The organism is Escherichia sp. AM3, assembly GCF_032029835.1.
GTDB classification, from domain to species: Bacteria; Pseudomonadota; Gammaproteobacteria; order Enterobacterales; family Enterobacteriaceae; genus Escherichia; species Escherichia coli.
In genome coordinates this window covers 1-238 of the sequence record NZ_JAVUPQ010001288.1, presented here as the reverse complement: position 1 = coordinate 238, position 238 = coordinate 1, and the positions used below count along the sequence as shown (strand labels likewise).

The window sequence follows — 238 nt, the reverse complement described above, 5'->3', positions numbered from 1 at the left end:
CGATCAATGGTGCGCATGCAGAACACGCCATAAGGAAAAAGGCAGTATAAAAACAGCAGTAATACCCGTTAATTTCCTTGCTGATATCTTCTGGTGTGATCCCGTTCTGCTGAATGTTTTTGATCTGCAGGGGAACAGCCAGCAGACCACCGGCGAGAGCGGTGGTCAGAATAAATTTCACAGAGTCAAAGGTGTGAGCCTCCAGCGCGATATGTTTACCATCAAGTCCCCACATGAA

Annotated in this window: 1 pseudogene; it reads right to left on the bottom strand. The window is 47.5% G+C overall.

The window, feature by feature from the left end:
* Window positions 1–238 (bottom strand): annotated as a pseudogene (locus tag RTW80_RS30715) (hypothetical protein); the annotation flags it as partial.